General features: G+C 35.3%; 23 protein-coding genes and 1 riboswitch. Of the genes, 4 read left to right on the forward strand and 19 right to left on the reverse strand.

The genetic code is table 11. From position 1 onward, the window contains the following. The 5 genes from CHB72_RS16340 to pcrA form a co-directional block, all read right to left on the reverse strand. On the reverse strand, positions 1-816 hold the full coding sequence (locus CHB72_RS16340) for an ABC transporter permease (protein WP_089283944.1): 816 nt from the start codon (positions 814-816) through the stop codon (positions 1-3). Continuing rightward, entirely contained in the window at positions 791-1,078 is a 288-nt protein-coding gene (locus CHB72_RS16345; RefSeq protein WP_089283945.1) for a thiamine-binding protein, read from the reverse strand. The genes CHB72_RS16340 and CHB72_RS16345 overlap by 26 nt, the downstream gene beginning before the upstream one ends. A gap of 131 nt (positions 1,079-1,209) precedes the next feature. Continuing rightward, positions 1,210-1,321, reverse strand: a riboswitch (TPP riboswitch). A gap of 110 nt (positions 1,322-1,431) precedes the next feature. After that, the gene (locus CHB72_RS16350) at positions 1,432-2,520 is read right to left on the reverse strand and encodes a YibE/F family protein (RefSeq protein WP_089283946.1); all 1,089 of its coding nucleotides are present in this window, start codon (positions 2,518-2,520) and stop codon (positions 1,432-1,434) included. A 154-nt stretch (positions 2,521-2,674) separates the two neighbouring features. Continuing rightward, entirely contained in the window at positions 2,675-4,657 is a 1,983-nt protein-coding gene (gene ligA, locus CHB72_RS16355) for an NAD-dependent DNA ligase LigA (RefSeq protein WP_089283947.1), read from the reverse strand. 26 nt (positions 4,658-4,683) lie between these two features. Beyond that, positions 4,684-6,864, reverse strand: a complete 2,181-nt coding sequence (pcrA, locus tag CHB72_RS16360; protein WP_089283948.1) for a DNA helicase PcrA — start codon at positions 6,862-6,864, stop codon at positions 4,684-4,686. 583 nt (positions 6,865-7,447) lie between these two features. Here pcrA and CHB72_RS16365 point away from each other — a divergent pair. The 4 genes from CHB72_RS16365 (at position 7,448) to CHB72_RS28310 (ending at position 10,772) form a co-directional block, all read left to right on the forward strand. Further along, positions 7,448-7,735, forward strand: a complete 288-nt coding sequence (locus tag CHB72_RS16365; protein WP_089283949.1) for a transposase — start codon at positions 7,448-7,450, stop codon at positions 7,733-7,735. Continuing rightward, positions 7,693-8,376, forward strand: coding sequence for an IS3 family transposase (locus CHB72_RS16370; RefSeq protein ID WP_141131462.1), 684 nt, complete (start codon positions 7,693-7,695; stop codon positions 8,374-8,376). The genes CHB72_RS16365 and CHB72_RS16370 overlap by 43 nt, the downstream gene beginning before the upstream one ends. 526 nt (positions 8,377-8,902) lie before the next feature. After that, on the forward strand, positions 8,903-10,384 hold the full coding sequence (gene ltrA / locus CHB72_RS16375; protein WP_089283951.1) for a group II intron reverse transcriptase/maturase: 1,482 nt from the start codon (positions 8,903-8,905) through the stop codon (positions 10,382-10,384). A gap of 25 nt (positions 10,385-10,409) precedes the next feature. Beyond that, on the forward strand, positions 10,410-10,772 hold the full coding sequence (locus CHB72_RS28310) for an integrase core domain-containing protein (RefSeq protein WP_242975164.1): 363 nt from the start codon (positions 10,410-10,412) through the stop codon (positions 10,770-10,772). Between the two features lie 203 nt (positions 10,773-10,975). On the opposite strand, the gene CHB72_RS16385 is transcribed toward CHB72_RS28310, so the two are convergent. The 14 genes from CHB72_RS16385 to CHB72_RS16455 all read right to left on the reverse strand — a co-directional run bounded on the left by CHB72_RS16385 (position 10,976) and on the right by CHB72_RS16455 (position 25,302). Then, a complete protein-coding gene (locus CHB72_RS16385) occupies positions 10,976-11,896 on the reverse strand; it encodes a hypothetical protein (protein ID WP_089283952.1) in 921 nt (306 codons plus the stop codon). 209 nt (positions 11,897-12,105) lie between these two features. Beyond that, positions 12,106-12,399 carry a hypothetical protein gene (locus CHB72_RS16390; protein ID WP_089283953.1) on the reverse strand — a complete coding sequence of 98 codons (294 nt, stop codon included), beginning with the start codon at positions 12,397-12,399 and terminating at the stop codon, positions 12,106-12,108. A gap of 275 nt (positions 12,400-12,674) precedes the next feature. Beyond that, a complete protein-coding gene (locus CHB72_RS16395) occupies positions 12,675-13,376 on the reverse strand; it encodes a lysophospholipid acyltransferase family protein (RefSeq protein ID WP_089283954.1) in 702 nt (233 codons plus the stop codon). 350 nt (positions 13,377-13,726) lie between these two features. Beyond that, positions 13,727-14,413, reverse strand: coding sequence for a DUF998 domain-containing protein (locus CHB72_RS16400; RefSeq protein WP_089283955.1), 687 nt, complete (start codon positions 14,411-14,413; stop codon positions 13,727-13,729). Between the two features lie 149 nt (positions 14,414-14,562). After that, a complete protein-coding gene (locus CHB72_RS16405; RefSeq protein WP_089283956.1) occupies positions 14,563-15,453 on the reverse strand; it encodes a hypothetical protein in 891 nt (296 codons plus the stop codon). Between the two features lie 246 nt (positions 15,454-15,699). Then, entirely contained in the window at positions 15,700-16,449 is a 750-nt protein-coding gene (locus CHB72_RS16410) for a GNAT family N-acetyltransferase (RefSeq protein WP_176431422.1), read from the reverse strand. Between the two features lie 216 nt (positions 16,450-16,665). Continuing rightward, positions 16,666-17,535, reverse strand: a complete 870-nt coding sequence (locus tag CHB72_RS16415; protein ID WP_089283958.1) for an alpha/beta hydrolase — start codon at positions 17,533-17,535, stop codon at positions 16,666-16,668. A 328-nt stretch (positions 17,536-17,863) separates the two neighbouring features. Next, entirely contained in the window at positions 17,864-18,628 is a 765-nt protein-coding gene (locus CHB72_RS16425) for a phosphotransferase family protein (RefSeq protein WP_089283960.1), read from the reverse strand. Between the two features lie 371 nt (positions 18,629-18,999). Beyond that, complete coding sequence (locus CHB72_RS16430; RefSeq protein WP_089283961.1) at positions 19,000-19,836, reverse strand: prenyltransferase/squalene oxidase repeat-containing protein; 837 nt, start codon at positions 19,834-19,836, stop codon at positions 19,000-19,002. A 360-nt stretch (positions 19,837-20,196) separates the two neighbouring features. Further along, positions 20,197-20,958 (reverse strand): class I SAM-dependent methyltransferase, encoded by a 762-nt coding sequence (locus CHB72_RS16435; protein ID WP_089283962.1) that lies wholly within the window; start codon positions 20,956-20,958, stop codon positions 20,197-20,199. A gap of 276 nt (positions 20,959-21,234) precedes the next feature. Beyond that, entirely contained in the window at positions 21,235-22,092 is an 858-nt protein-coding gene (locus CHB72_RS16440; RefSeq protein ID WP_242975165.1) for an FtsW/RodA/SpoVE family cell cycle protein, read from the reverse strand. Positions 22,093-22,344: 252 nt separating this feature from the next. Next, positions 22,345-22,983: an HAD-IA family hydrolase gene (locus tag CHB72_RS16445; protein WP_089283964.1), complete on the reverse strand. Its 639-nt coding sequence runs from the start codon at positions 22,981-22,983 to the stop codon at positions 22,345-22,347. Between the two features lie 188 nt (positions 22,984-23,171). After that, positions 23,172-23,813, reverse strand: a complete 642-nt coding sequence (locus tag CHB72_RS16450; RefSeq protein WP_089283965.1) for a M50 family metallopeptidase — start codon at positions 23,811-23,813, stop codon at positions 23,172-23,174. A gap of 268 nt (positions 23,814-24,081) precedes the next feature. Further along, complete coding sequence (locus CHB72_RS16455) at positions 24,082-25,302, reverse strand: flavodoxin family protein (RefSeq protein WP_089283966.1); 1,221 nt, start codon at positions 25,300-25,302, stop codon at positions 24,082-24,084. Positions 25,303-25,399 lie beyond the last annotated feature (97 nt).

The following is a 25,399-nucleotide window of genomic DNA, read 5'->3' on the forward strand; positions in this document are numbered from 1 at the left end:
TTATTCTTCCTCCTTTTTTAGTCCATATATTTCTTTATTCCATGGCATAGCTTTGCTTTCTATAAATCCAATGAACTTTAAGACACCGATACTTAATAGAACAATCACAAGGATTGCAGCAAAAACCCTATCAGTAGCAAAGGAATTCTTCACCCGAAGCATATAGATACCCAATCCTCTTCTACCTCCTACCCATTCTCCAATCACTGCCGCCATGATGCTATAGGTACCTGAAATCTTTAATCCTGAAAAAAAGCTGGGAAGAGCTGCCGGCAGCTTTACAATTTTATAAATATCCCAGCTGCTTGCCCCCATGGATTTCAATAGATTCAACAAATCCTTATCCACTGACTCTAACCCCTTTAAGAGACTAATGGTAATAGGAAAAAAGCAGACCAGCACCACAATGACAATTTTAGGTAGATATCCGAAACCAAACCACATGGCAAACAGCGGTGCTAAAGTAATTATTGGTACAGTTTGCGAGGTAATCAGTAGAGGATAAAAAATCCGTTTCAGCACCCTCACCTTATCCATCATGATAGCAATAAGGATACCTGCTAAAATAGCAATGCAAAAGCCTACTACTGCTTCAAATACCGTAGCCATCATATGCTGCCCCATTAAAGGAAAAGTGACGACTAAGGTATGTATCACCTTAGAAGGTGCTGGTAAAATGAAGGGATCCACTAAGTCCAACCTAGTAATTACTTCCCAAAGTAGAATAAGAAAAGTAGTAAATACTACAGGCAATAGATCGATGTTAAGTATACTAAAAGTGTATGGAGAATTACCTGTATTTCTTAATCTTTTCATCCATCGTCACGCCCTCTGGCTTGTAATCTATTTTAACAACAGATAATACTCTTGTGGCACCCTCTTTAACACATAGTTCTTGAGCCTTTTTCACAATTCCCAAAAGTTCATCTAGCTCTCCTTCAATAGTTGTTTCCATTGGTCCCACCTCATACTTCAATCCTGTTTGCTGAATCATATGAATTACTGTGTCAACAACTGGATAGATCCTTTCATCTGGAACCCTTGGTATCACCTGTAGGCTTAAATTTACATGGGCCATAACAAACCCCTCCTTTTATAGTGTCTAAAAACTCTTAAAAGCTTTTAGTAAAACGGCAAAAAACCTTTATCCTGACAGAAGGGATAAAGGTTGGTTAAATGTACTGAATCCACTGAAAAACATAAAGCTTTTCAAGGTCATGATATTTTCCCTACGCTAGCATTACCCAGGTCAGGTGCAACGGGTCGGAACAAACCACAGTTCCCTCTCAGCCAAGTTAACTTAGCTCCCCTTTAAGTTTTCATCATCATTATATATCATTGAGTTAAAATGTCAATATACTATATTGTTTTGTTAAATTTTTCCCCTCTTAAGGTTCTTAAGTTCAATTAGACATGTCTTTACAGATGAGTTTAATAATGTTTAATAATTGATCTCCTATGGTTATTATTAACCATAGAGCTGGCAATAAAAACAGTGAGGGGTATCGTAAGAACCAATCCGATACTTCCACATAACGAACGAATGATCTCACCAGCTACTACTTCAGTATTTAAAATATAGCTAAAGTTTATCTCTGAACCAAAAAAGATTAGAAACAAAGGCATGGAAGCGCCTGCATAGGCTAAAATAAGCGTGTTTATCATGGTAGACATAACGTCTTTGCCGATATTAAAGCCAGATAATACTAGCTGAATAAAGCTAATGTGCGGCGATTGTTTTTTTAATTCAAATATAAATGAGGTTATAGACATACTTACATCCATGGTAGCACCAATTGTACCGATAAGTATGCCACTCATAAACAAACCTCTAAAATCTACTGAAGCACCTACTTGCGTCATCAGAAATATAGCCTCTTCATTTGCTGTACCGGTTATGGAAACCATAGTAGTATAATAATTGGCAAGTAACCCTGAAATAATGGTACCTCCAATGGTTCCTATCATGGCAGCAACACTTTTACGAGTAAATCCTCCTATGAGAATAAAGCTTGTGATAATGATGCCAATAGCACATAGAACAGATATGAATATAGGATTATATCCTTCAAGTATTCTAGGAATTAGTATCTTTATTATAAGCAGCCCAGATAACCCTAAAGAGATCAGAGAAGCAAACCCTTTACTTCTGCCAAACAATACTACCGCCAATAAAAACAAAATACCAAGTTGTAGTAGATGATCTCTTCTATCTATATTTAAAATTGATGCAGTTAATTGATTGTTTTCATCATCATTTATAGCAATAAGGACTTTATGACCCACTTTAAGATCCAAACCTCTACTAGCTTGCAAAGAGACATAGTTAATAGTAATTATTTCGTTAATATATACGCCTTCCAAAACCTTAACAGTGATTAATTGACTTTTCAGTTCTTCTTGACTTATACTTTCGATATTTACTATTTTTGATTTAATTTGATGGTTATCATCTGTGGCTACTGAGATTGATATAAATATAATTAGAAATATAAGGGTTAAACATATTTTTTTAATCATAAGTATTCTCCTTAGATAAAGTTTTGTTTACCTAAAAGATTATGATAAATATAGGACAAGTAGAACAATAAACTTTTTTCTTTTGCTTAGTTTTTTTATATAAAAAAAGAGAAGAGGAAATTTTCTTGCTTAATCCCCTTCATCTCTTATCTATTCATATCATTTTCCTAAATTCTTCCTCTGTTAGGATTGTTAAGTTGGTTTCGACTCCTGAAGCCATGATTTCCTTAGCCTTATCTAGCTTAGAACCAGCCTCTTCCCCTGCCAATAGATAATCAGTTTTTTTGCTGACACTTCCTGACACATTGGCCCCTAGCTTTTCCAACAGCTCCTTGATTTCCTTCCTGTTATACGCCTCAAGGGTTCCTGTAACCACTACCGTTTTTCCTGTAAATAGGCTTTCTGCTATGTCTCCACCTTCATGTTGAGGATGAAGACCCTTATCTAACAGTCTTTGAATATTACCTAAAATCTTTTCATCATGAAAGAAATCCACAATGCTGCTGGCCACAATCCCACCAACATCTGATAAAGTAACCAGTTCCTCATAGGAGGCCTGCTTGATGCCTTCTAGGGACTTGAAATAATTTGCTAAATCTGTAGCGGTTTTTCTCCCCACATTAGGAATCCCTAATGCATAGATAAAGGCATCTAATCTGCAATCCTTACTTTTTTCTATAGCATCCAATAGATTTCTAGCTTTTTTATCTCCAAACCTTTCTAAGGAAATTAAATCCTCATACTTTATATCATATAGATCAGCAATGTCTTTGATGCCCAATGCTTCATATAACTGTCCTGCTGTCTTTTCACTAAATCCTTCGATATCCATGGCATCTCTACTGCCATAATGAACAATGGCTGATACCAGCTGTGGCTTACAGGATAAGGAGTTGGGACAGAAAATATGGGCTCCCTTTTCAATCACTTCGCTTCCACAGGCTGGACAAAGTTCTGGCTTTTCCACCTCTTGTGCCTCTTCACAGGCTTCATCGATGGCTCCCATAATCTCTGGTATAACATCATTGGAACGTCGCAGCCATACTTTACAGCCTATTTTCACCCTTTTTCTTTGGATATCCTCCCAGTTGTTTAATGTCGCTCTACTAACAGTAACTCCACCAATATCTACTGGTTCCAACACTGCGGAGGGAGTCAACTTTCCAGTTCTCCCCACCTGCCATATGACATCCATTAATCCAGTTGTTACCTCCTGAGCTTCAAACTTAAAAGCAATCGCCCATCTAGGGAATTTTTGCGTATAACCTAGTTTTTCTCTTATATTTAAATCATTGACTTTGATCACGAGACCATCCGTTAAGAAATCCAAATCCTTTATACCATCCTTCAAGCTTCGAATCTCTTCTATCACTTCAGTCATACCACTACACAGCTTGATATAATGGCTGACAGGGAACCTATTTTCTCTAAGGAAGTCGATCATCTCCATATGAGTTGTAAAGTCTAAACCATCAATATAACCTACATTATAGCAAAAGGCGTCTAGCTTTCTTGTGGCAGTTGTCTTTGGATTTAAATTCCTCAATGCCCCCGCAGCAGCGTTCCTAGCATTTTTCAAAGGCTCTGCAACAGTTTCATTATATTTATCCAACACCGATAACCGCATCAATCCTTCACCCTGCACCTCTATTTTCCCTAAGTAATCAATAGATAAGGGAATAGATTTAATGGTCTTTACCTGTTGAAGAATCGACTCTCCTACCACACCATTTCCTCTAGTAGCCGCCTGGATCAATTGTCCCTCTTCATAAGTGACATTGATGGTTAAACCATCAAATTTATATTCCAGCACATATTCTAATGGTACATCCTCCTCTAACAGCTTTTTTACTCGTCCATCCCAGGTAATCAGTTCTTCTTCTGTCTTTGCCTTATCTAAACTCCATAGAGGGGTAATATGTCGATGGGAAGTAAAGCTTTTTAAAGGCTCTCCCCCTACCCTTAATGTGGGAGAATCTGGGAGAATACTGTTGTTCTCCTCTTCTAACCTCACCAATTCATCATAGAGTTGATCATATTCTTTGTCACTAACCAAAGGGTCATCCAGTACATAGTAGTGGTAATTATATTCATTTATTTGTTTTACCAAGTGCTGCATTCTATCTAGCTTCTTCATTGCATACCCCTCCGAAAACCATTCATTTATTCCACTATTCCCAGTTCTACAAAGGCAGAGGAAATTTTCTTTATCCCAGCATTGGGAAAGGCTATCGTTAATATATCTCCATCAATAGCTACTACTGTGCCTACCCCAAACTTTGGATGTTTTACCTTGTCTCCTGTTTTGGCTTTACCCTTAGATACATTGCCTGCTGCCTTAGGTGAGCTGTTGAAGCTCTGTAACCCTCCTCCAGTAAAGAGGGGAGAAGTTTGCATTTTTTTCACTTCTGCTTTGCGATTATATGGTGCTTCTCTTGCTATCAGTATATCTGGGATTTCCTCTAGAAACCTGGAGCACGCATTGCAGTTGCTTCTACCATACAGAGTTCTCATCATGGCATGACTCATATATAGCTTCTCCATAGCCCGGGTAATCCCTACATAGCAAAGTCTTCTTTCCTCTTCCTCATTGTTCTCCTGCATAGACATATAAGAGGGGAAGATTCCTTCCTCCATTCCCGGCATAAAGACCACGGGGAACTCTAAACCCTTTGCACTATGTAGTGTCATTAGGATAACTGCATTTTCCTCCTCAACAGCATCCATGGAGGTTTCTAAGGAGGTTTTAGCTAAGAATTCCTCTAAAGTTTTCTCCTCAGCATTTTCATCAAAGTCCACTGTTAAAGATAGGAACTCCTGTAGATTTTCTATACGGGTGGCGGCTTCCACCTTCTCCTCCTCCTGGAGAGTATCCATATAACCTGTCCTCTTATAGACCGCTTCAACGATTTCCGTAACTGTCATTTCCTCTCTTCTTTGTCTTAGATCCATCATGATATCGGTAAATCCCTTGATCTGCTTCTTCACCTTAGTAGATACATCCCCTATTTCCTCGATGTCCAACAAGGCTTCAAAAAAGCTTATCCCTAAACGATCTCCATACTCTTCAATTTTTTCAATGGTCTTTAACCCGATGCCTCTTTTAGGTACATTAATAACCCTTTTTACGCTAACATCTGATACAGGATTTTCTATGGTGATTAAATAAGCTAAGATATCTTTAATCTCCTTACGGTCGTAGAATCGGATACCAGCAACAATTTTATAGGGAATATCTGCCTTCATCATAGCTTCCTCTAATACACGGGATTGAGCATTAGTTCGATAAAGGATAGCAAAATCTGAATACTGTTTATTTTCTTCTCTTCTTAGTATTTCTATTCTATTGGTGATGTAGGAGGCTTCATCGTATTCATTGTTGGCTTTATAATATTGGATAATATCTCCTTCTTGATTATCAGTCCAAAGCTTTTTATCCTTTCTACCAACATTATTATGAACAACACGATTAGCAGCTTCCAAGATGTTTTTGGTAGAACGATAGTTTCTTTCCAGCTTGATGACTGAGGCTTTTGGAAAATCTTTTTCAAAGCCCAATATATTTTGGATATCAGCCCCCCTCCACCCATAAATGGACTGATCATCGTCACCCACCACACATAGATTCTGATGCTGATGAGCTAACATGCTGACAAGAGTATATTGAGCCATATTGGTATCTTGAAACTCATCTACTAATATGTATTTAAATTTGTTTTGATAATAATGAAGAACAGTAGGATTTTCGCTAAAAAGTTCCACCGTCTTCATGATCAAATCATCAAAATCTAATGCATTGTTACTTTTTAAAGTTTTTTGATACATTTTATAGAGTTCCCCAATTTTGCCATTTCTAAAATCACTACCATGGGTTCTTATATATTCCTCTGGTCCCACCAGCTGATCTTTAGCTCTGCCGATGATTCCTAGTACTGCTTTGTGATTATAATATTTTTCATTTAAGTTTAGTTTCTTAATACAATCCTTCATTACCGTTTGCTGGTCAGAGGTATCATAAATAACAAAGTTTTTTGCATAGCCTATTTTTTCTATATCCATTCTCAGGATTCGAACACAGGTAGAGTGAAAGGTGCTAACCCATAAATCCTTTGCCCCTCCTCCCATCAACCTATCTATTCTTTCTCTCATTTCCTTAGCGGCTTTATTAGTAAAGGTTATGGCTAAGATACTATAGGGGGACACCTCTTTTCCCTCTACTAAGTAAGCAATTCGATGGGTAAGTACTCTTGTTTTACCCGATCCGGCTCCTGCTAAAATCAAAAGTGGTCCTTCTGTATGTTCCGCAGCCCTTCGCTGCATATCGTTCAAATGTGATAAATTCATGAATTTTCTTGCTCCCTTCAGGTATTGATATATATTATCTTACCTTATTTTCATAGCTTATTCAATTTTATCATTATTTTCCCTTGTTTAGACAAAGTTTCCAATAAATTCTGTCCTAATTTAGAAGGTTGACGAGTGGGTATGGAAATCCACCCCTAATCAGACTGTAGGGGGGCAGTCTCTGTGGCTCCCCGAAAAGTCTGATCAATACACCCAAGAATAAAATGTCTATTCACTTAAGTAAGCGTTCACGCTAACCCACATGTTCAAATCCAGTAGCGTTTGATAAAAGTAGATGCCCCAAATCTTCGATTTGGTGTCAGTCACTTTTGCAGAGTGCAACAAAAATGCCGCTTACCCAGTTAAAGGAAACGACATATCTTTAATCATTCTTTATATAGTTGAGAATAATTTGATATGAATAGTAAAACTGAATTTTAAGAGCGGAAATTTATCGTCAAAAACTTATAGTAATTAGTCCTGTTTACTATATTGGTGCTAGAATATAAATAGTACAAGTTGAAAGTGGAAAATTCCAAAATAAAAGATATAATAAAGTTAGTGAAAAATGGAGGGATTGAACATGAGTAGACAGTTTACAAAAGAGTTTAAAGAGGATGCAGCAAGGTATTATCTAGAGCATAAAGACTTAGGATTAACAGAGTGTGCAAAAAACCTAGGGATAAGCAGAACAGCATTATGTACCTGGGCAAAAGAGTCAAGAGCTAATAATGGAGAGGTACCTACAAGAGGATCAGGTAATTACCAAAGTGATGAAGCAAAAGAAAATGCAAGACTACGTAAAGAACTAAGAGACTCACAAGACGCATTAGAAATACTAAAAAAAGCAATCAGCATTCTGGGAAACTAACAGAGGCTCTTTTCATTAAAACATCTGAAAAAGAAGATGAACTAAATGAAGACGGTAAACGCCGGCTTAATGTTAGCGGAGTGCTGAGAATATTAGGCGTTTCAAGGAATGGCTATAATTCTTTTAAAAAAAGGCTTCCTTCTGATATGAATAAGAGAAAAGAGGTTATAAAGACTCAAATTAAGCAAATATATGATGACTCTTATCAGAACTATGGAGCTCCTAAAATAACACAGATTCTACAACAAAATGGAGAAACTATAGCAGAAAAAACTGTGGGTAACTATATGCGAGAAATGGGCATAAAAGCCCAATATGTAAAACCATACACTGTTACAACGATAGATTCGAATTTTAGTGAAGAACTTATCAATATATTGAATGAGGAATTTAACCCAGCAGAACCAAATGCGGTATGGTGTTCAGATATTACTTATATTTGGACATATCAAGGATTTGTGTATTTAACGAGCATTATGGACCTATATTCAAGAGAAATCATATCTTGGGTACTAAGTACTACACTTGAGGCAAAATGGGTCATAGAAGCAATTGGCAAAGCAAAAGCATCACGAAATATAAATAAACCTTTAGTCATGCACAGCGATAGAGGCGTTCAGGTGCGACAAGAAGTCGCGTAATATATTGTCGAAAGACTACCCTATCCATTCGGGGTAACTCTATCGTGACTAGCGTGGATGGTAACGTCTAGGTTAGAAAGCTCACGAGACAATGTGGAAGTTCGAGTAGCCTAAAACTGGGACAACTGCTAGAGTAAGAATGCTATGGAGAACGTAAAGTGAATCACTGTAGGAATCGTTACGCTGGAGAAAGCGAAATAGGCTGAAACGCTTCAACCAAAAGGTAAGGAGTCGAGCAAAGGCGATCTGTTAAACTAATGCGAATGGATGAAGAACTCCCGGTTTAAAGGTGGCTCCTAAGGCATTCACAATTATGTATTACGGGGAACTTGGTAAACCCTATATGTTCCTCTATAAAGAGGTATCGAACCGTAAGGGGACGAAAAGACATAGAGGGCAGACGAAAAAGATAAAAAGCGAATGCTGACTTTGTAATGAAATCGGATAGGGGTTCAAAATTTGCCCTAACCTGAAAGGGTGCAGACTTATCTAACGGTATTTCTTGGCAGGAAAGGATTGTAAACCTATGAATTTTAGTATTTCAACGATGGATAAAACCGAGAGTCTAAAAGACACAAAATCACTTACCAATCAATGGGAGTCCATTGATTGGTCAAAAGTTGAGCATGATGTTAATAGGCTACAGACCCGAATCGCCAAGGCAACAGCAAACGGGGACTCCAATAAAGCCAAACGGCTACAATACCTACTCACCCATTCTTTTTTTGCCAAAGCTTATGCAGTAAGAAAAGTAACTACCAATAAAGGTAAAAACACTTCAGGTGTAGACAAAAGGCTATGGTCAACATCTGCATCAAAAATGAGAGCTGTACTTTCGCTTACCGATAAACGCTATAGAGCAAAGCCGCTTAAACGTGTATATATCGCAAAGAAAGGCAAAAACAAAAATCGTCCATTAGGAATACCAACCATGTATGATAGAGCTATGCAAACATTATATGCTTTGGCACTTGAGCCCATTGCTGAAACCAAAGCAGATACTGTCTCTTTTGGTTTCCGTCGAGGAAGGAGCGCAAAAGATGCGTGTGAACAAATATTTTGTGTGCTCGCTAGGAAATGCTCACCAACATGGATACTTGAAGGAGATATCAAAGGCTGCTTTGACAACATCAATCATGAATGGCTACAATCCAACATTCCAATGGATAAAAGAATCTTGAAACAATTCCTGAAATCAGGCTTCATATACGAAGGAAAGCTATTCCCGACAGAAACAGGCTCTCCACAAGGCGGAGCCATCTCTAGTCTATATGCAAATATGACATTAGATGGTCTTGAAAAAGTAATTCAAGATAAATTCCATCGAAACTCTAAGGGTAACATAGAAAACCATTATCGTGCTAAAACAAAAGTAAACCTAGTTCGATATGCTGATGACTTCATCATCACAGCAAACTCAAAAGAGACTGCAGAAGAACTCAAATGCATTGTCAGTACCTTCCTCGAATCTCGAGGTCTAATGTTATCAGAAGAAAAGACTACAATCACGCATGTAGATGATGGATTCGACTTTCTTGGATGGACATTCAGAAAGTTCAAAGGAAAACTCATTGTGAAGCCTTCCAAAAGTTCCATCAAAAGCCTGATTAAGAAATGCTCTAGCATCATACTTAAAGAAGGAAAAGCAAGTATGCAATCAGACTTGATACGGAGACTAAATCAAGTGATTAGGGGATGGACCAACTACCATAAACACGTTGTAGCAAGTCAAACATTCTCATATGTCAATAATACACTTTACCACTTACTGCATCTATGGGCTAAACACCGCCACCCCAACAAGAACAAATGGTGGCGGTTAAACAGATACTGGCATGCCCAAAATGGGAAACCTTGGGTATTCATGACTGATGACTATACTCTCATCAACCTTAGGAGGATAAAAATCGTCAGACACCCGAAATTACAAATTTTAAAAACCCCTTTCTTAGATAGTAAGTATTTTATCAAAAGAAAGATGAAACTTCACGCGCTTGTTGCCGCCTGAAAAGGTTAAGAAATGCTTGAGCCGTATGAGTTGGAAACTCTCACGTACGGTTCTTAGACGAGGGAAAGGGAGCAATCCCTTTTCTTTAGTCGAGTATACCTGTACTGCGTACCAAGAAGCTACTGAAAAATTTATAAATAGTTATTCTAATAAAGCTTATCCATGGCACAATGCCTGTATAGAATCATTCCATGCATTAATTAAAAGAGAATGGATAAATAGATTCAAGATATTAGATTATAATCACGCACATAGATTGGTATTTAAGTATATAGAGGCGTTTTATAATACAGTAAGAATACATAGCCATTGTGGATATTTATCACCAAATCAATATGAAGCTATTTACAATAAGGAACTAGATAAATTGTACACGAAAGCTAGTTAACATAACATTGGATGCGATAAGAATACAAAAAATTCTAATTTAACTTGTACTTTTTCTTGACATAGTACCAAAGTATGAGAGGGTGTGCGCAGCGTACTGGAATCGTTCCGAGTGTTCACGACGTCCGTCAGCTCTCACAAAGCCTGACCCCAAATGCTGATGGATGTTGGGAACACTCTGTTAGGCGGTGTAATTAACGCCAGTTAGTCGACTCCCCTAATTTGTTTATATGTATTACTCAAGGAGTCCTCTAAAACAACTTCTATCCCTATTTTAGTTTTATCAAATTCATCAATACTACTAAAATCAATTTCTTCAATAGTAAACCAATAATCCCCATCTAAATGTTCAAGTTGTTTTTTTGGCTTTTTCCTACCACTTACTTCATTTTCTTTTAGAACATCAATTACTTTCACTATATCCTCTCCATAATATACATTGCATATAGCACTTAATAGTTTTACATTTGTACTAGATTTGAATTTAGCAATTTGCACATCAAATTCAAGTTTAGACTTCTTCACGTCATATATATTAATACCTTTCATAAAGGTGTTTTCTGCCTTCGTATATAAATCTAAATCTGGTAATTGCTCATAATTTATTTTATTATCATCTTTAAATGCAACTTTCAACTCATAATTACAAGAAAACGGTACAATAAAATCAGCAGAATAACTTCCATTATTATTGTGCACCTCAATATGTTTCCAATCCTCATTGGAATAATCATAGTTCTTTATCTTTGTGTAATCATATACTGTACGATATAATAGTTGTAAATCAGTATAGGATTCTAACTTATTTGACGTTATCTCAACTGTGACCTTCCCTAAAATTTTTCCGTTTTCCTCTACTTGCTCTACTTTATATTGAGAGTCTACTATAATTCTATTCATTTCTATTACTGTATTAAGTTGTTTCGATACTCCCTCAATTTCATATTGTAATTCTTTTACATTTTCTTGTATACTTTGTAATTGATTACCTAGTGATATATTACGAATTATTAGAATAAAAACAACTAATATGGCTACTATTGTAATAATATTTGAATTTTGTTTTTTCTCCATTTTTTCTCCTTTCGTTACAAAGTTAATTATATCGCCTAACGTCTCTGCCATTTCCGACACCTTCGAACTGGATCCTAAAGGAATGCCCCTTTGTGGTGCTTGCCACCCAGTGAGAAGGTGTGGTGCTCTGACCTTTCCCTTGACACGTGCTGCTAGCACCTTTATGCAAATGCATTGTTAGAGGATGTGTCAATAAGACCTTCGCCACATAGAGTATTTCCACTATAAAAAGACAACAACTCCCTTTCTACCGCTTGCTATCACCCTGGAGGATTTAGTGGGTCGTATAGGACAGTTATCGGTAACAATTTCGAATGCATCAGGAAATTATAAACCTCTCCATTGAAATCTTTAAAAACAGCAAAATAGTCTCCATGTACAGAAGAATACTCAATTGTCACGAAGAGTAATCCTCTATCTTCATGATTTTTTTGAACATAATTTATCGCAGCCGCCTTCCCTATCTGTTGAGGAATAATACCATTAATCCATAACCCTAAAACCAGCAAAAAAACCATAACTGCAATTGTTATTTTTCTTGCCTTTATCTTCAATTCACATCACTCCCACTTGCTTTCAATAGCTAATTTGGATTTCTCACTTTCAAAAAATTAAAAGACGATAAAAGAACAGTAAAATTTTTAAATAACCAACTCTATTACCTCTATCAGAAATGACAAAATTTTTATTGTCTATCTACTTTCTATTACTATTATAATTTATCTTTCGCTGTTACGCTTTTTTACAGAATATGCAACATCTCTTGCGAAGGTTGCTATGCATTTTTCATCTACTGTGCCAATATATTTAATCTCTAATTATAGACCTCTTATTTATATACACCTCTATAATTCTCGGGTAATAATTCTGCTATTTTCTTCATTATATATTTTGTGGCAAAATCTTCATATTCTTTTTTATCTTGCTCTTTTGCTCTCTTGGGAAAATCAAATTGTTTTCCAATGTTGATATAAACATCTGCATAATTAAAGGTTTCCGCACTCATATCTCCTTCTTTATTTACAGGTAACAGTTTTTCTGTCCCATATAATCCAATAGGTACAATAGGAGCCCCTGTCGTTCTTGCTATAAGAAAAATTCCTTTCTTTGCTTCTATCAAGCAACCAACTCTACTTCTAGTCCCTTCTGGGAAAATCAATAAGTTTTCCCCTTGCTTAACAAGCTTAATAATTTTCTTAAGACCCTCTTTATCAGCAGTATTAGGTTTTATATTTGTAGTCTTTATTACATTAACCCCTATGCTTGTAAAAACATTATTTGACAGCTTTACACCTGCTATAAAAGTTGGATCAATCTCTTTTAAAGCCTTGTCTAAAACTAATCCATCAGAATTGCTTAAATGATTACATATAAAAATAGTTGGTGTTTTTATTCCCTTTAAGTTTTCATTTCCCTTTACATTTATATTGGCATATTTTTTTAGGTATTTATCAACAACTCTTTTAGAAATGTATGTGACAAATTTATCCGGTAAAATATTTATAATTTTTGCCGTTGTAGTGGATATCATTTGCTTACTCCTCCTGAATGTTTCTATACTTGAAATTATGTATTGAGACACGTAAAATGTCTAACAGTAATTATTTCTACTAATTTAGGTACATTCTATTACCGATGTTAGAAGTCTAACCAGACTTTCAAATTTAGGTGACCCCGATTTGCTAATTAATACAAGCCTTAATTAGCTTCCAACTAAATAATGTAGACCCAAGAAAACAGCTTTGAAATGAATAGGCAATTGTATATAACGTTCCCGTGTTCAAGACGCCCTAGACACTTAGCCAGACCTGGCTTAGTGTCTAGGGTGTGTGCGGCTCTTCTCCAAAGACTTGACCCAACCGCACGAACTTGAACACATTGTTATATGATGTCCTCCACGGAACTCTCCAATAACCCCTCAATTAAATATGATCTGACATAATGTGCTTTTGTGCTATCAATAATAATGGCATATACATACTTGCCAATAGTAATCGTTGCCAAAGTCCACTTAGCCCAATTACCCGTATTCTTAAAAACGTCTTTTTCTGACATAATGAATAAAACAAAAAAGGCGATACTTAATATAAAAAAGATAACAGATATTATTCCAGTCATATTATCTGAGGCTTTAAAGGATAATACCCCCACTATTAAAGGAATAAAAGCTAAAGCTAAAAATCCTATCCCCGCTCCAATCCCATGAATTTTAGATGCTAACGTTTCAATTTCTTTTCCTTCATTAACACTAAATATGCCTGCTATAATCCCTGCACCTATTCCAAAAACTAATAATATTATTAACCCTGAGTATGCGTAGCCTCGTGAAACTTCATTATATGTATTATAAAAATTAACTGCTGAAATACATATTAAAATCCCAAGAATAATTAACCAACTATTATAGAAAATGGCTATTGGACTTCTTGGGCTTCCGAGTGCACTCATAACTTGTTTCATATGACTATAACCCGTATAGTAAAATCCTAAAACATACGCTACTGCGAAATCTCCAAATATTGCAACTATTAATAAAATCCATCCTAATTTACTGTTACATAGATTCATAATCTTTACCTCATTTTTATTCTAGTGGAGGATATCATATAACGTCTGTGATTCCAGACGTCCTCGAAGTATGATAGGGTGTGTGCAGCGTACTGGAATCAACTTGTTATGTGACGTACGGAAATTAGCAAATACTATTCCAATAATAACTAAATCAAAGAATTAATAACTTTAGGTCCCTTAATAACCAACCAATAAAAATGCTCAAAAGTTGTAGATAAACGGTCAAATGTTTTAACATATGCGGGACTCAGTGCATTCTCCCATTCTTCTCGTTTTAATCCTGTATCACAACCCGATAAATAAACATACTGAAGACTTGCACTTATATTATTACTCTCAACATTTTCAGGTCCATAGAAAATGTTGTGTTGAAGTATTATATACCCTTCTAATCCATGAGATGCAACAAATATAAAACGTCCATTCTCCAAAGCATAATCTATTGTATTGTTATTCAAGGGTACAATGGCAACACTATTGTCTCCCCAACGATTAATAGCGATAATTGAATCACAATAAAACCCAAGAGTAAATACCCACCTTGGTATATACCCCATATCATCATATAATAGAAATATCTCTGCTTCTTCTACCTCTGTTTGAGCTATAGAAGATGAGTGAATTGCTACTATAATTATCAATATAACGAAAAAATGATGAAATGCTGTTAATACTGTTGAAAACCTTGTACGAGTAAAACTTGAAAATAGTGATATTCTTGGAGCACGCCCAATTATTGCACTAACAATTCCTTCAAGCCAAATAATTAAACATATAAATAATAAGCAACCCAATATGTAGAAAGAAAGCTCTATTGGCATGGTTAATGCAAGATTACGATAAAAATACAATATAAACGTTTGTATGCTAAAACAAATAAAAAAGATTATAAAACTACAGAATAGCAGAAAATTTATAGCTAATGCTTGTAAGTAATGATAATCCTTCCTACGTTTTCTATGTTGAATAGCATTAAATAACCAGTAAAATGGTATAAAACCGATATAATAGCTAATATTTAATAATTTTTCATACATACCTTCTGACCTCTCTCTCATCAAAAATAATAAATTTCTTTCTTAACAAAAATATCCAATACTAAAAACTAGTATGTCACATAACGTCCTCGCACTCAAGACGTTCCTCAGCCGTAGATAGCTCTTATCTTAGGCTGAGGAACGTGCTTTGGCTTCTTCGAAGGGATGACCCAAAACAGGCAAAACGAACTTGAGTGCATTGTTATACGATGTTGTGCACGAAAACTACCAATAACCATGAACTATTTAGAGTATCTTTTTTATATTAAGATGCTCGTCAAAAGAAGAACTCCCATCAAATGCATTTTGGTAGGTACTCATCCATGTAGCAACATATCCGCTCCTATGTGCTGTTGCCTGGGAGCTTATATTAGATGATGCAGCGCAATAATATGGTGCAATCCCTTTTTCCATAATCAAAAATGTAATATTATTAACGAGGTATGTTGCTAATCCCTTATTTCGAAATTCTGGTAATACGTCAATCCCTATTTGCCACATAGTATCGCATTCAGTTGATGCACCTACGAGAGCAACTATCTTTTCGTCTTTTTTGGCGTACATTCCAATGCCTGTAGTATAACTTCCGTCCTTAGAAAATCCAATTGCATTATCAAATCCTTGAATTCCATATAAATCTGCAATCTGGCTTTGTTCTTTAACAAAGAATTCGAGTCCATCAAATGTTTTTTCTATCCTAGTTATATTCTTATCAGGCAGATAATAGATAGAGTGCCCATACAAAAATGGAGCTTCAAATATTTCTTCTCTTGATTTCCCAATAAGCAGTGGTTTAATTCTATCAAGAATATTTTCATCTCCTGAAACTACAATTCCTTTTCCCATTGTTGCAATTTCAAGATATGGATTTTGTCTTTTTACATTTCTACATCCCAAATTAGTTTTAGCATTACAAAAAACAAGACCATCATTAATTAAATCTTCTTCTCTACAGTTCATATCAATTGCCAATTGCTTTCTTGCAATATCTTTCATATTCAAAAACATCATTTCACCTCGTTACTTAAATATTTCTAGTTTCGCTGCACTATATAAAGAGCCTTCTAATAGTGCTCAATATTGTATAACGTTCTTGTAGTTTCCAACGTCTGTTAGACTTAGCTAGCTCTTAGCTTAGCCTAACAGATGTTGGAAACTACATGTTAGGAGATGTTGGCTCACTCAACTTCGTAGCATTACTCAAGCTATATTTTATAAAGACTCTTGCTCAAATAAGAATTTTTCAATCTTATTCCAATATTCTTCTACATCATCAATTGAATTATGACTTTCACCAAATAATTCTTCATAAAAAACCTTCCCGCCCCAAGCTTCTTTAAGTCTTTTTGAATGCCCTATTGGTATGAGCCCATCTTCACTGCCAGTAAGGATTAGTAATGGTTGCTCAATTGAAGGGGCACGACCAATAGAATCATACTTGTGTGGTAAAATTAAGTTAGCAGGTACAATCAGGCATTTGTTTTGAACTAGATTAGGCAAATTATCATAAGGTGAAACAAGAATTACAGCTGATATCTTTCTTTTTTCTGCTAAATATGTAGCTACACCCGTACCTATACTTCTTCCCATAACAACAATATTACTCTTATTAATATCTTCCCTATTGATAAAATAATCATATATTTCCTCAGAATCACTATATAGAGTTGTTTCTGTAGCACTTCCTTCACTCATTCCATACCCTCTGTAGTTAATTAATGCCACAGACCATTCATCTATATTTGCCATTTTTGAAATCACACTAGATAATTCTTCAGCATTTGCACCAAAATAAATGAGCAAATTCATCTTTTCACTTTTTATTTTTTTTATAAACCAACCTCTTATAATAGTACCATCCTTCATTTTAAGTTCTATATTTTCAATACATCCTTGTTGAATTGATAAAGAAGGTACTTCTTGAGATAGTTTTCGAGGCCACAAAATTATTCGTTCAAGAAAAAAATGTGTAAATAAAAGTAAAAAGATATAAACACCTATACTTACAATTACAATTCTCTTAATTATTTTAAGTACCTCTTTCTGTTCTAATTTTCTTGTTGTAACATTAAATTTGTTCATATATGCACCTTGTATAATTAAACTATTATAATTTTCCCTTTCTATATACTTTTTAAGTCAATTTTGATACTTTTTTAATCTATAGAAATCACTTCACATCTTGATTATGACCCAAAAGGAATACTCTGAAATGAGTGAGCCAATGTCTACTAACGTTTTCGCATTTGCGACGCCTTCGAACTGGACCCCAAAGGAATACTTCTTAGTGGTGCTTGCCACCCAGTGAGAAGGTGTGGTACTCTGACCTTTCCCTTGACACGTACCGCCTGCACCTTTATGCAAATGTATTGTTATAAGGAGTGGCAACATCTTTTTCCTAGACCTTTGCTCATATTATATAAATAGTTCTGTAACTATCCTGTTCATTCGGACATTCACCTACCCTAGCAGCACTAATAACATATAGATAATCCTTTATCATGTCTCTAGTAACATTCATTTGCATAAGATATAAGTCTGCCAGTGTTTTTTTAAATTGATAAACAATTTTTTTATTTTCCATTTCCACCGGCACAGGTGTGTATTCTACTAGAAATACAGTTCTTGCAACATCATAAAGAAAATCTCCATAACATACATTCATGAAATCAATAACCACTACATGTCCATCCGATAAGAATATATTACCTGGGTGATAATCTCCATGACAAAGCACATTCCCATCACCTAATTTTTCTAGCATTTGCAGTGCCTTTTTTCGCTTTTCTAAGTTATCGGATAGTCCCTTAACTATATTATATTCTAAAAATTCTTTATAATTTGGTACATTAATAATCTCATTCCGACCAATTGACTTATGTAACTCTGCCATATATACTGCACATCTCTGCATATCACCTGTTTTTGTAACCCAATCTAACAGAGATTCCCCTTCAACTCTATTATAAATAATACCCATTTGATCTTCGCAAAAAACCATCTCATATGCATTTGGTTTTGCAAAACTCATATTACTTATTGCTTTTGCATTAAAAAACTCTCTTTCTACGGCTTCTTTAGGATAGCCTTGACTGAAAAGCTTAAGCACTTTTCCTTCTTTAAGTTCATACACAGTTGCAGTATTACCTCTACCAATTATTTTTCCATGTTTCATAAAATGTTCTCCTAACCTTTTAATCTTCATATGGATAGCCAACTTTGTAAGTCCGGTTATTCTCAGACAAGACCCATAAGTACAACCCCGATATCGCCATTTCTTATAACGTCTAACGTCTCCGACGTTCCTGAACTGGCCCCATAAGGAATACCCCTTGCCGGTGCTTGCACCCAGTGAAGGAATATGGTGTGCTGCCCTTACCACAAGGACTTGCCTCTGCACACCAAAGGAGAAACCATGTTCTATGAAGTACCACGCCCCTCGAAGCCAGACCCGCCACAAACGGCTAATCCTAAAATAAAACCATTTAATATACATGAGCACTCACGTTGATTACCTTACTTAATCATATCATCAAATGTTGGTTTTCAATTTATGCCAAGGTTCTTTAAGATTTCGTGATAGTGTCTTGTTGCCAATGCACTTGGTTCACCTTTTTTACAGAAAGAAAACTTGGCCAACTTCGGAACAATGCGCTCAACAACAATCTGACCATCTACCATTTGGGATTCCAGCGCTTTTAAGGCTTCCAGAAACCGATTATCCTCTTTTGCCCGGTCATAAAAGGATAACACATAAACATAAACAAAAATATTATAGTTACGAAATGGATATTCAACTTGCATGAACAATGTGCCCATTCCGTAGTGACATGGACCAATCGGTTTTCGGATTACCCAATGTTCAAGTAAGAAATCCACAGCCCTGTCAAGCGCTGGTTCTTTATTTAGATAGTCACTAAAGCGGAATGCGTTCAAGACAGTAAGTGTTGGGAATGGGTTTGAATACTGAGTTTCTGGACCTCGACCAAAACTAAACTTATTGCAACGCCAACCACCATCGGTGTATTGGGTACCTAAAAGGTGTTGGAAAGTTTTCTGTAATCTAGCATCGCAAGCATATCCCATGTGACAAAGAACATTGGCAGCGAGAGCGGTATGGCATGGGTAAATTGAGCCTTTTGGATACAACCTAAAACTTCCATCTTCTTTCCATGCACTAAATATTAAGTCGGCGCATTTTTTAAGTAAAGACTCGGTAGGCTCTATACGCAATTCTAACAGATAAAGTAAGCAGTCTAGAGTGGAGAAAGGTGATCCTTTTATTAATCGTTTGTCGGGAGTAGTCCAGTAGTCTGCACCATTATCATACCTGTGTGACAATATCGCTTCAAAATCTGATAGATATTGTTTGTCCATAGCCATTTCTTCTCCTCCATTTCTTATTGCACTGTGCCTAATTCATATTTCGCATAGACCAAATAGTTTTTTTGTCTTTCACAATTTATGTATAATTCAAAAATAAGTCTACTCCAAAAGCATTCTTACTAAATCCGACCTAGGATGTGGCGGCTATTTTGCGCGCGATTTTATATAATGTCCCGGCAATTCACGAACTTTTTGGCTGGCGTGACTTTTGCCCTTTCCTTCATTCCTTCTAGATGCAAAAGGCGTGACAGCCAAAAAGTTAGGTCGTAGCGAAGCCGTGAATTGTCCTGTTATGTAAAGTCGCATGCCGCCATAGCCAGAAGCCGACAGGACGTCGGCCTCTTAAGTATACTGTTTTTATATCTTTTTCAACATCCACGTCACTGCAATAATTTCGTTTTCGAGTTCATCACACTCAGCCAACTGACTATTAATATAACTTTCAAACAAAGTTGCCTTATCAGGGTATTTCTTTTTTAATTCATTTGCTCGGTTAATAATACATTGATTGTTTTTATCATTTATATCTGACATTTCATCTTCACTAGCAGGCTTTTCCTCAATCAGTTGAATACTTGTCTTTTTAAATATCTTTAACCATTGTTTGTATGATAAATAATTGCTAGTTACATCCTCTCGACTATATGCATCATCAATGATGATAAAACCTCCAGGTTTAATGGTATTCTTAAGTTTTTGAATTGTTATTTCCGGGGCTCCAAGTACTTCTCCCACCGCACCAAGAATAACAATATCATATCCTTGTTCCTTAGTAACAGAAAGATTTATATCTTCAATTATAAATCTACACAAATCCTGTACTTCAAATTCTTTCGCTTTTTGTTCTGCATAGCTAATAAACTCAGGAATAATGTCAATACCATTGACATTACATCTAATTTCCTTTGCCAATTTTATACTAACTGCTCCCTTCCCACAAGCAAGATCAAGTATTTTAAGTTCTGTCTTAACTTGAACATTCTTATTTATAAGTTCTATAATATCTTCTGGTTTCGAGCCAAGTTCCCATAAATCCTGAAGCAAATATGGTAAATAAGGAATTAAATCTATTGTTTCAGCAGTCAGAGATTTTGCAAGTCTTTCTTCTACATCTTTCATCAGTATTTCTCCTCTCATGATTGTAAGATAAATACAAAACCATATTATCCTTCGAAGCCCTTCTTACTCAAACTCGCCACACGATGTGGCAGTCTTTTGCGCGCGATTTTATATAACGGTTCCGCATTTGCGAAGCCTTTGAGCTGGACTCCAAAGGAATACCTTCTTGGCGGAGCTTGTCTCCCAGCGAAAAGGTTTGGGTCGGAGCGCAGCGGAGCTGGCAATGCATTGTTATATGCCGTCCTCTTCATTATACCTTCGAAAATATACAAATGACTATGCTTGTGACTTGAAAACCTTTGTGTTAACTTTTAATAACCATGTTATAGCTATAAAATAGCCTATGATTGGAGAAATCCCATAACCCATCAGTGGAACAGGAAAATTACCAAACAATGTGGAAATTATTATAATTATAAAATACAAACCAAGACACATTGATATCAACCTATAATTCTTCGATGGAAATATTATAAAAGGTAGTGGTAATAGTGCTAAAGAACCAATTCCTATCAGAAACCATACTGCACCTAAGTTTTTGACTATTAATACAATTTCTTCAACATAATCAATAGGAGGTAAGCTATCAATAAAAATCCAAGATATTATAGGAATTACTGATATTAAGCTTGTAATACTATATCGAATAACACTCTTGTTGGCTTTACTTAATAACAATATTATCATTGGAAATATAAACCCCGTTGTTTGTGATGCATCAGGTTGCAAAGCGAGTAAAATAGAAACAGCTATGGTAATTGTCATGGAATGCCACCAATTAAATATTTTTAAAATTCTCCATAATTCTATAATAAAAATAGGTAACATTATACTTGCAACGTTCAGCTTAATTGGACCGATAGATACCCATCTATGAACACCATCTAAACCACTATCTAAAAATGTTAGAAATAAGAGAATTACTGTTATTGGAACAATAAAACCAAAAGAGTTTCTTTTACTGAATTTAGGTTTTTCTTTCAAGAATAAATAGGAAATAAATCCTGAGATTATTAGTGCAACAATATTTTGACTCCATATACCTATTGAGATTTTATTTAAATGCATGGCTACAGCACCAATGACAACTGATGGAAAGGCAATGATTAACGGGACAAAATTTCTTAATTTCAATCTATTCAGCTCCTTATTTATATCAAATTAGTTCTAATATTTTTTAAAAAACTCTTTCTATAGTACTCAATTAATAGATGGCATATAACGGTCTAGCAGTTCGCGAACTTTTAGCTGGCGTGGCTTTTGCTAACCACCTTTGCAGCTCAAATGCAAAGGCATGACAGCTAAAAGTTAGGTCGGAGCGTTAGCGGAGCGGCGAACTGTCTTGTTAGGCGATGTGACCAAAAAGACCCCATATTTTTTGATAGTTCATACTCCTCTAAATTGACTTGAAATACTTAAAATTTCATGTGGTTCATTAACTATATAATCTGGATGTTCTTTCTTTATATTATCAATCTGATCATATCCCCAACTTACCCATATTACCTCTATACCATTTTTTTTACTCGCAATAATGTCTCTAACTTCGTCTCCAACATAAACTACTTCGAAATCTTTTAGTTTTTTCGTTTCTAAAAATCTTTTAATATCTTTATCTTTACCATAGATTTTATTTGAACAAATAACTTCATTAATAAAGTCAATTTGGTTTAGTTGAAGAAAATCTCTGATATTAGACTCAGAATTTGTTGATATAATTGCAAGTTGAAAACCCTTAGAATTTAATGCTTCTAATAGCTCCTTTATTCCATCAAATAAAGTAAGATCCTTTATGGAGTTCTTATATAATTTATAAATATCCAACGCCATAAGTGGAAATTTATATAATTTGAAATTTAAAAATTTACACCTTTTCACTATAGACAATCCTTTTATATATTCAAAATCTTTTTGGTCAATCTTGTTGGATTTATATTTACTTGCAAGCTGGTTATAAGCTTCAATAATAATATCTTGAGAATCAACTAAAGTACCATCAAAATCAAATACAAAATATTTTATCATAAATACCTCTCCTCAGTTTTTTTAACTCATTATTTAATTTTATATTACGATTGTATTTTTAAATGCTTTATAAACCATTTAGCTGTTTTTGGTCATTTCGTCTAACGTCTTGAGGCTTAGCGATGTCGGACTTTCCCTTAAAACCTTCTTACCGATATCTGCTAAGGCTCTGTTATGTGAAGGGCTGATTATCTACACCCTTTACTTGAAGCTGTACCCTTGTTTAACAATCCTTTGAAGATGAATTGACCTCCATCATTGAATAATATCTTGCCATTCTTTATCATCATTGGGATTGGTATTGTATTGAATATAAATATAAAACTATTAATAATACCGAAAATATAAAAATAGAAATATATTCCTAAATTATTTTTGGCATTGAGTAATGCAGTCACCCCTTCAAATCCATTTTGAAAAACCCATAGTGAACTATACACGACGCTTTTAAAAATATATGGTATTAATGATGCAAAGCTTCCAATCAAGAGAAAATCATAACTTGAGTAATAAATTACTCCAAATGCTATTATAGCTATAGCTAAATTAAATATAATACCTCCTAAGTGAATGAGGGCTCTTTGCAGAACATTGAAACTATCATAATTAATTTTTTCTTTTCCTCCAACGTATCCAAATGGAACTAAAAATCTGTTCATTACTATATTAAAATTCCCTACCTGTAACCTATAAAGTTCATTTCCGATCCCCAAATAAATATTATTAAACTCTTTTACTCCTGCTAACCTTGGCATAACACAATGACCAATTTCGTGTATCAAAACACTTAAATAAAAAATTCCTATGATAACTAATATATCTCCCATCATCTCTTTTTCTCCTTTGCAGCCGCTATCTATGTACAGCCTTTTACATAACGTTTCTAATTTCCGACGCCGAGAATCTTAGAAAGCTCTTTTCTTAGCTTCGTAGGTGTAGCTTGGCTGTCTTTCCAAGCCAAGCTGAATGGAAATTTTTTGTTATCTGTAGTTTTTGCAACTACACTACAAAAGCCACTTTTCCAAACAGTCTTTTATAAGTTATTGATTCAAGAGTATTGCGAATCAGTCTTTCAAATATGTCAATTTATTGACAGAATTAAACCGTAGTGCTTTTCTTATTTAAGAATAAATAAGGACAATCAAACCGTTTTTCATATGCATCATTTTTTTTAAGCTGTTGATCCCAGAAAAAGTTTACTAGCCCAATCTTGATAAGTACCTTAAAGAAAATTTCCATACCCTTTCCCAATCGAATTGGTCTAGCCAATTGGCAGATACTGTTTGTGTTGAAACTTCCTTCACACACTAAGTTAGCAATGGATTTTACCATTGGTTCAATAATCTTTTCTTGAGTTTTAGCAGGTCTCACCTGCAAACCTTCCACCCCACCCTTAATGGCTGTACCAATATAAGTTCTTCCCAATCTAAGGGCTAGTTGTTCAAAATATGCCTCAAGATAGTGAGACTGACTACTTTCTGGAAAGCCAGATTGTACAAAAAAGCTTATACTTCCTCTGGAGACTTGAAGTTTCTCGATAAATTTCATGACGTGGGAAGGCATTGCATGGACATACAAGGGCATGAAGAACATAACATGATTCTCACTTTTAAAAGAATATGCCCACTCCTCCCATTTATCTCCTTCCTTCAAATCACGAATCTCAATTCTATCCCCAAGGGTTTCAAGGACTTTTTTCAGAATAAGTACGGAATTACTGCCACTCCTTCTAGGCGAACCATTGTAAATCACTAGTTTTTCCATTGGTTCAATTGAATCAAAGGCCACAGCCTGTCTTTTAGCCTTCCTTGATTCCAGTAAGCGTAATTGAAGACTACCATCTTTTACAATGCGGTAGGCTTTAGATTGAAAATGGTAAGCAGTACGATACAAATAATCCTCAATAACATGTTCTTCTTGAGTAGTTAATCCTTCAGTATCATAGTAAAATACCATATCAGGATAACACTTATATCTAGCAACATGATGACATTCTCCATCTACAATTTTTATATATGGATGGTAATGTGGAATTGTCCTATCCAAAAAAGCTTTAGCTTTATAGTTAATAAATCCTTGTGCTGTATCGATTAGTAAAATTATAGCATCACTGTTTACATAGGCGGGATAGGATTCAGCCATTTGATCTTTCATTACACATCTACCAGGAGTCTTGAGCCAACAGTTCCAACATCCGATGCACGCAGTGATTGATTTATTATCCAATCTAACTACCTTCAAAGGTTCGTCATAAAGATTTTGGATAGCCTCATGAACTGCACCATCTTGCTTCTCTCTTAAATCAAATATAGTTTTCAATCTTATCTCTCCTTCAATACCTTTATATAATTTTTAAAACCTTTGAGCTATCGCTCTGTTATTCAAAATTTACAGATAACGTTCCGCGTATTCCCGA

The sequence above is a fragment of the Anaerovirgula multivorans genome (assembly GCF_900188145.1).
Taxonomy (GTDB): Bacteria; Bacillota; Clostridia; order Peptostreptococcales; family Natronincolaceae; genus Anaerovirgula; species Anaerovirgula multivorans.

What these genes read in the sequence shown, in the direction of transcription:
- CHB72_RS16365 (WP_089283949.1), top strand. Translation starts at nt 7,448, where the DNA reads ATGAGTAGACAGTTTACAAAAGAGTTTAAAGAGGATGCAGCAAGGTAT.
- CHB72_RS16400 (WP_089283955.1), bottom strand. Translation starts at nt 14,413, where the DNA reads ATGAATCTATGTAACAGTAAATTAGGATGGATTTTATTAATAGTTGCA.
- CHB72_RS16430 (WP_089283961.1), bottom strand. Translation starts at nt 19,836, where the DNA reads ATGGCTATGGACAAACAATATCTATCAGATTTTGAAGCGATATTGTCA.
- CHB72_RS16405 (WP_089283956.1), bottom strand. Translation starts at nt 15,453, where the DNA reads ATGTATGAAAAATTATTAAATATTAGCTATTATATCGGTTTTATACCA.
- CHB72_RS16415 (WP_089283958.1), bottom strand. Translation starts at nt 17,535, where the DNA reads ATGAACAAATTTAATGTTACAACAAGAAAATTAGAACAGAAAGAGGTA.
- pcrA (WP_089283948.1), bottom strand. Translation starts at nt 6,864, where the DNA reads ATGAATTTATCACATTTGAACGATATGCAGCGAAGGGCTGCGGAACAT.
- CHB72_RS16385 (WP_089283952.1), bottom strand. Translation starts at nt 11,896, where the DNA reads ATGGCAGAGACGTTAGGCGATATAATTAACTTTGTAACGAAAGGAGAA.
- CHB72_RS16395 (WP_089283954.1), bottom strand. Translation starts at nt 13,376, where the DNA reads ATGATATCCACTACAACGGCAAAAATTATAAATATTTTACCGGATAAA.
- CHB72_RS28310 (WP_242975164.1), top strand. Translation starts at nt 10,410, where the DNA reads ATGAGTTGGAAACTCTCACGTACGGTTCTTAGACGAGGGAAAGGGAGC.
- ligA (WP_089283947.1), bottom strand. Translation starts at nt 4,657, where the DNA reads ATGAAGAAGCTAGATAGAATGCAGCACTTGGTAAAACAAATAAATGAA.
- CHB72_RS16340 (WP_089283944.1), bottom strand. Translation starts at nt 816, where the DNA reads ATGAAAAGATTAAGAAATACAGGTAATTCTCCATACACTTTTAGTATA.
- CHB72_RS16350 (WP_089283946.1), bottom strand. Translation starts at nt 2,520, where the DNA reads ATGATTAAAAAAATATGTTTAACCCTTATATTTCTAATTATATTTATA.
- CHB72_RS16425 (WP_089283960.1), bottom strand. Translation starts at nt 18,628, where the DNA reads ATGAAACATGGAAAAATAATTGGTAGAGGTAATACTGCAACTGTGTAT.
- CHB72_RS16450 (WP_089283965.1), bottom strand. Translation starts at nt 23,813, where the DNA reads ATGATGGGAGATATATTAGTTATCATAGGAATTTTTTATTTAAGTGTT.
- CHB72_RS16445 (WP_089283964.1), bottom strand. Translation starts at nt 22,983, where the DNA reads ATGATAAAATATTTTGTATTTGATTTTGATGGTACTTTAGTTGATTCT.
- CHB72_RS16435 (WP_089283962.1), bottom strand. Translation starts at nt 20,958, where the DNA reads ATGAAAGATGTAGAAGAAAGACTTGCAAAATCTCTGACTGCTGAAACA.
- CHB72_RS16410 (WP_176431422.1), bottom strand. Translation starts at nt 16,449, where the DNA reads ATGAAAGATATTGCAAGAAAGCAATTGGCAATTGATATGAACTGTAGA.
- ltrA (WP_089283951.1), top strand. Translation starts at nt 8,903, where the DNA reads ATGAATTTTAGTATTTCAACGATGGATAAAACCGAGAGTCTAAAAGAC.
- CHB72_RS16345 (WP_089283945.1), bottom strand. Translation starts at nt 1,078, where the DNA reads ATGGCCCATGTAAATTTAAGCCTACAGGTGATACCAAGGGTTCCAGAT.